Annotated in this window: 5 protein-coding genes; 1 reads left to right on the top strand and 4 read right to left on the bottom strand. The window is 20.5% G+C overall.

Annotated elements, in window-relative coordinates:
* Positions 1 to 34: 34 nt before the first annotated feature.
* From HR065_RS01005 to HR065_RS00990, 4 genes are all read right to left on the bottom strand, one after another.
* On the bottom strand, positions 35 to 1,456 hold the full coding sequence (locus HR065_RS01005) for an MATE family efflux transporter (protein WP_178734063.1): 1,422 nt from the start codon (positions 1,454 to 1,456) through the stop codon (positions 35 to 37).
* 52 nt (positions 1,457 to 1,508) lie between these two features.
* Positions 1,509 to 2,528 (bottom strand): tryptophan--tRNA ligase, encoded by a 1,020-nt coding sequence (gene trpS, locus HR065_RS01000; RefSeq protein WP_178734062.1) that lies wholly within the window; start codon positions 2,526 to 2,528, stop codon positions 1,509 to 1,511.
* A 34-nt stretch (positions 2,529 to 2,562) separates the two neighbouring features.
* Positions 2,563 to 3,219, bottom strand: coding sequence for a hypothetical protein (locus HR065_RS00995; RefSeq protein WP_244948328.1), 657 nt, complete (start codon positions 3,217 to 3,219; stop codon positions 2,563 to 2,565).
* Between the two features lie 334 nt (positions 3,220 to 3,553).
* Positions 3,554 to 4,279 carry a phosphatase PAP2 family protein gene (locus tag HR065_RS00990; RefSeq protein ID WP_178734060.1) on the bottom strand — a complete coding sequence of 242 codons (726 nt, stop codon included), beginning with the start codon at positions 4,277 to 4,279 and terminating at the stop codon, positions 3,554 to 3,556.
* A gap of 1,029 nt (positions 4,280 to 5,308) precedes the next feature.
* Here HR065_RS00990 and nrdI point away from each other — a divergent pair.
* On the top strand, positions 5,309 to 5,707 hold a 399-nt coding region (gene nrdI, locus HR065_RS00985), incomplete at its 3' end, for a class Ib ribonucleoside-diphosphate reductase assembly flavoprotein NrdI (protein ID WP_178734059.1).

The following is a 5,707-nucleotide window of genomic DNA, read 5'->3' as shown; positions in this document are numbered from 1 at the left end:
TTAATTTTGGTATAATATTTTTAAAAATTTTTCTTCAATCTTTGGTTTTTTTATATATTGAAAAGAAAAAAACTAATGTTATGCTGAAAATAACTATATTATTTAATAATAAAGACATTCCTAACAATTGATGAGAAGAAAAATCATTAAAAGATTTTTTTAAAATAAAGAATACAAAACCAATTAAAAACATTTTTAAAAAATTTAAAAATAAAACACTATAAATTCTTTTATAAGATAATAAAAAACTCATTATTAAAAGATTAAAAACACTTATTAAAGAAGAGAAGAAATCAAAATATATTAAAGTTTGAAAAATACCTCTAATTTCCTCAATGTTATTATTATTTTTATTTTTATTTAAAAAATTAAAAATACTTTCCCATTGAAAACAAATAAATAACAAAGTCATAAAAGCGATAATAATAACGAATGTAAGAGTCTTTTTTAAAATTTGAAAAGTCTCATGAAAATTATTTTTTTCAATATTTTTATTAACTAAAAAAGATTGCGTTTCTTCAAAAGAAATTTCTATATTATAAATGATACCAATAAAGAAACTCACCAAACTATAAGTGGCGACTGCTATTACTCCATCATTAGTATTATTAATAATAGAAAAATTAAGAATAACTTTAGTTAAAATATTACTAATTCTAATAGAAAAAATAGATAAAAAAAGTTGAAATAATTTTTTTAAAAAATTTTTATCAAAAGAAGCTTTTTTCAAATTAATTCTAAAAAGATTTTTTTTATTAAAAATAATAAAAAGAGAAATCACAGTTAATAAAAAATCAGATATTAAAGTAGAAAGAGAAACATAAAAGACATATTTTTGTAATTCTTTTTTAGAGGAAAGTTCTCCGTCAGGTGTAATACAAACACAAAGAAAATAAGAAATAAATATTTTTAGAAAAAAATTAAATAAATTTAAAAAGAAAACTTTAGAATTATGTTTTTGAATTCTTTCAAAACCTAAAATAATCATATTAATGGTGACAAAAACTAAAGAAGATAAAGAAAGTAAAAAATAACTTCTTCCGTATTCATTTTCAATGAAATCTTTATTAATATTTAATAATTTTAAAAAAGGTTCTCTGAAATACATGAAAAAACTTAAAACAAAAATGACAAAGAAAAAAGAAAATACTAAAAAAAAATTAGATAATTTATGCATTTTTTCAAAGTTTTTTAAACTATATTCCCTGGCTATTAAAGAAATTCCGGCAATACTAATAGAAAAAACAAAAGTAAAAATTATTTTTTTAGCTCCATTAATTTGCGAAAACATACTTATTTCTTTTAAACCAAATTTATTTTTTAAGAAAAATAAATCAATATTATTAGAAATATTGTTAAAAACTAAATAAATCATCATAGGAAAAGAAGAAAATAAAATAAATTTCCATATGTTTGTTTCTTTCATTTTTTGTGTTTTTTTTTCTAAATCATTCATTTAAAAAAATACCCCTACCTTCTGAAGGCATAAGATTTTTTAAAAATTGTTATTATCGCCATCCGATACCTAATTTTTTCTTAACTTTTTTTATTTTTTGTTCTGCAATAAAACTGGAGTTTTTTGCTCCTTTTTCAAAAATATCATCTAAAAGAGAGTTTTTATTATAAAAAGTAAATTTCTTTTGAATTTCATCAATTTTTTCCACTACTATATCGGCAACTTTTTCTTTTAAAATTTGATAAGAAGAATTTAAAAAATATTTTTCAGTTTCTTCCATTGATAAATCTTTTAAAGCTGAATAAATGGTTAAAAGGTTTGAAATTCCTGGTTTTTTTTCTACATCATAATAAATTTTTTTATCTGAATCAGTTACAGATCTCATAATTTTTTGCCTAATAACCTTCAAATCTTCTGAAAGAAAAATACAACCCTTATCATTTTGCGGATCCAATTGAAAACTTTTACTCATTTTTTTAGTTGGTTCGGTCAAAGATTTAATTGTATGACCCATTTTTAAAAATTCAGGAATAACAAAAGTTTCTCCGTACAAACTATTAAAACGTTCAGCTAAATCACGAGTCAATTCTAAATGTTGTTTTTGATCTTGACCAACCGGAACCACATTAGCGTCATAAAGTAAAATATCTGAAGCCATTAAAAGAGGATAAGTATAATAAGAAGTTCTTATGTTTTGACTAGAATTATTTTTTTTCTGTTCTTTAAATTGGATCATTCGGTTTAATTCGCCTAAATAAGAAGTAGACTCCATTATATAACTCAAATAAGTATGTTGAACAACTTCTGATTGAACAAATAAATTAACCTGAGAAGGTTCTAAACCTGAAGCTAAATAAAGAGCCGCGATATTTTTAATTCTTTTCTTTAATAATGTTGGTTCTTGAAATTTTGTTAAAGCATGTAAATCAGCAATAAAAACATAAAAATCATACTCTTGATTAAATTTTTTTTGAAAATTAACTAACGGTTTAACGACTCCTAAGTAATTGCCTAAAGTTAAATCTCCAGTTGGCTTTATTCCCGTTACTAATCTTTTTTTTGCAATTGACATTTTTATCAACCTTTTTTTAAATTTAATTATTTTTTTAGTCGTATATAATTATATTACCTTTTAAAAAGCTTTTTTTATCATTAAATTTATTCTTAAAATATAGAACAAAGAAGAAAAGAAACGAAAAGAAAAAAGTTAAAATTAATATTCTAAAAAAAACCGCTGGTTTTCGTTTAATATTTTCCATTTTGAATAATGGTTCACCAAATAATTTTTTAATTTCTTTCCCATGATAAAAATGCTTTTTATGACATTGAATATTAGGATAAGGAAAAAAACATTTATCTCCTCCGTTTTTACAATTACGATAACCTTTATTAGAGGTGAATAATAATAATAAATAATAAAAAGAGAGGAATAAAATAGGGTGAATAAAAGTTAAAAATATTTTTCTAAAATTATTAAAATTCACTGGAACAAAAAAGAAAAAAAGAATGAAATAAGAAAAAGGTATTAAAACGTGTTGGGAAATGCTTAAAGCACACCAAATTCTATCAACTGAATCTTCTTTTCTTATAATTTGAACAAAATCACTACTTTCATAAATCCAAACCGGATGGAGGAAAAGGTTGTAAATAAAAGAAGTTAATAAAGCATCTACCATAATAATAATTATCAATAAAGAATGAAATTTTTTATTTTTAATTTTAAGAAAAAAAGATAATAAAATTAATAAAACCGCAATGTTCATTTGAAAAGTAAAATATTTTAAATATCTGAAAAAAACTTTTTTACAAAAAAAATTTCCTTCTTCTGCTTGAGAATTAAAAAAAGTTATTACGTCTGCCAAGATTGTAAATATAGTTAACGATAAAACAAAATAAAATAATTTTTTCCCTTTAGGGTTTAACGTATTTAAAAAATTAAGTTCCTTTTTTTCTATTATTTGGTTGGTATTCATTTTGTTTTTTAAATTATAATTCTTCCTTTACTTTGATAATTCAATAAATAATTTTATTTTAAAAATATCAAAGTAAAAATTTTTTTATGAAAAATGAAAAAATAATATATAATCATTTTAAAAATTAATTTTTATTTTTTATAAAATATTTTTTAACAATAAAGTAAATCAATTCTACCAATATAATGGCGACAATACCGTCTAAAATATAATGTTGTCTTAATAAGAAAGTTGAAAAATAAACCAAGATAGCTAAAAAAAATTGAATAAAAACTATTGATTTGGGAAACTTTTTTTTATTTTCACCACGAAAGACAATAAAACAAAACCAACTATTGGAAACATGAATGCTAGGTAATAAAAGATTTCTTTTATTTTCAATTCTATAAAGAAAAATTATCATTTTATTTAAAAAATTTTTATCATTTTCAATTAGTTTTTTCCATTGATCCGCTTCTTCAATGTTCAAAGGTAAAAGAAAAAAAATAACCATAGCAACAAGTAAAAACAAAAGTGAAGAAAAAAATAATTGCGTAATCGCTTTTTGATCTAAATATTTATAAATTAAATAAGGAGTTATACAAGCCCACCAAGCGAAAGAACCGAAATAAACTATTATCATAAGAGAATAAAAGCTATGATATTCAATTTTAATGAATAAATCTAAAATGCTTTTCGTTTTTCCGCTCATAATTTTGCAAGTAAATTCTTTGAAAAAATCAGTTTCATAAATTATTTCCGAAGAAATAAAATAAACCAATTGATAAGCAATAATTAAAAATAGTCCACCTAATATAAAATTTTTTAACTTTATTTTTTCTTCTTCTCTTGTTTTAAAATTAATATCCATATTTTTTCATCTTTATCTTTTTATTTTTAAAATTTTCCCTTCATAAGAAATTGATTAAAAATGAAATAAAAATTTAACTTTATTATACTACATTTTGATTATAAAATAAAGGAAAAAAAATTAAACTTTAAAAAGAATCAATTAAAAAAATTTAAAGAAAAATTGCTTTTTTAAATGTGCATAACTTTTTTTATCATAAACAAAAAGAATGTTTTTTAAGTCTTTTTATAACATTTAAAAAAATTATTTTTTGTGCATAACTTTTTTTAATTCAAAAAATAAAAAAATCATTTTCACTTATTTTCCATCTTTTTTAAAAAAGTATTTTTCTTCTCTTAAAATATTGAAAATTTAATTCTTTGCACAAAAGAAAAACAATTGTGCATAACTCCTTTTTCAATGTGCATAACTTTTTCTTCTCTATTTGAAAAGAATGTTTTTAAAATCTTTTTTTATCTTTTTGAAAAAATATTTTTTGTGCATTCAATTGTGCATAACTTTTTTAAAATCATTCATTTCATAATTCTTTGCACATTTTTTTATGACAAAAATATTTTCTATTTTTTTTCTCTTTCTGAAAATGAAAAGATCATTTTTCAAAAGATGAATTTTAGAACTTTTTCCAAAAAAGAAAAAAAATTTACATCAACAAAAATTGTGCATAACTATAAAAAAATGTGCAATTAATAAGCAAAGATTGTGCAATTAATTTTTTTTTATCCTCTAAAAATGGATCTTTTTTTAATTCTTTGCACATTTTGCCTTTTACTAATTATAATAATAAAATATATTATTTTTTAATTATTTTTAACTTTTTAAAAAATATTTAAAGAAGAAATAATTTTTTATTTAAAAGAATTAAATTTTATTTATGATAGAATATAAATATAATTTTACTTTTAGAGTCTTATTAAATTTTTAAAAAATATTATTCAAAAAGTAAAAAAACTAGAATTCAAAAACTAGAAAACAAATAAATATTAAAAATATAAATAGAAAAAAATTTTTCAAAAATAAAAGTGGTGTAAAATGAAAATTATTTTCGATGGACAAGAGCAAGGGAATGTATACGATTTTGTTGAAAAATTAGGGTTTCCTAAGGAACATGTTAAAAAATTTAATAACGAAGAAGAAGAATTTTTTTTAGTCACTAAAACAGTTAAATTTGGAGAAATTTCTGATGAAATAGAAAATTTTTTAGAAAAAAATTCTCATTTAGCGATCGGAGTGGCTGTTTCCGGCAACAAAAACTATGGTTCTAATTTTGGAAAAGCGGGCGAATTAATTTCTAAAAAATTTAATATACCTTTAATATTAAAATTCGAAGGGAAAGGGTTTTCTGAAGATATAGCTTTTTTACAAAAATGGTTAAAAAACTATAAAAAAGAAAATAAAATAATGGATCAAAATATGTCTCAAACAAAAAAC

This window comes from Candidatus Phytoplasma pruni (genome assembly GCF_013391955.1).
In the GTDB taxonomy this organism is placed as follows: Bacteria; Bacillota_I; Bacilli_A; order Acholeplasmatales; family Acholeplasmataceae; genus Phytoplasma.
This window is presented reverse-complemented; position numbering and strand designations above follow the sequence as displayed.

What these genes read in the sequence shown, in the direction of transcription:
- HR065_RS01005 (WP_178734063.1), bottom strand. Translation starts at nt 1,456, where the DNA reads ATGAATGATTTAGAAAAAAAAACACAAAAAATGAAAGAAACAAACATA.
- trpS (WP_178734062.1), bottom strand. Translation starts at nt 2,528, where the DNA reads ATGTCAATTGCAAAAAAAAGATTAGTAACGGGAATAAAGCCAACTGGA.
- HR065_RS00995 (WP_244948328.1), bottom strand. Translation starts at nt 3,219, where the DNA reads ATGAACATTGCGGTTTTATTAATTTTATTATCTTTTTTTCTTAAAATT.
- HR065_RS00990 (WP_178734060.1), bottom strand. Translation starts at nt 4,279, where the DNA reads ATGGATATTAATTTTAAAACAAGAGAAGAAGAAAAAATAAAGTTAAAA.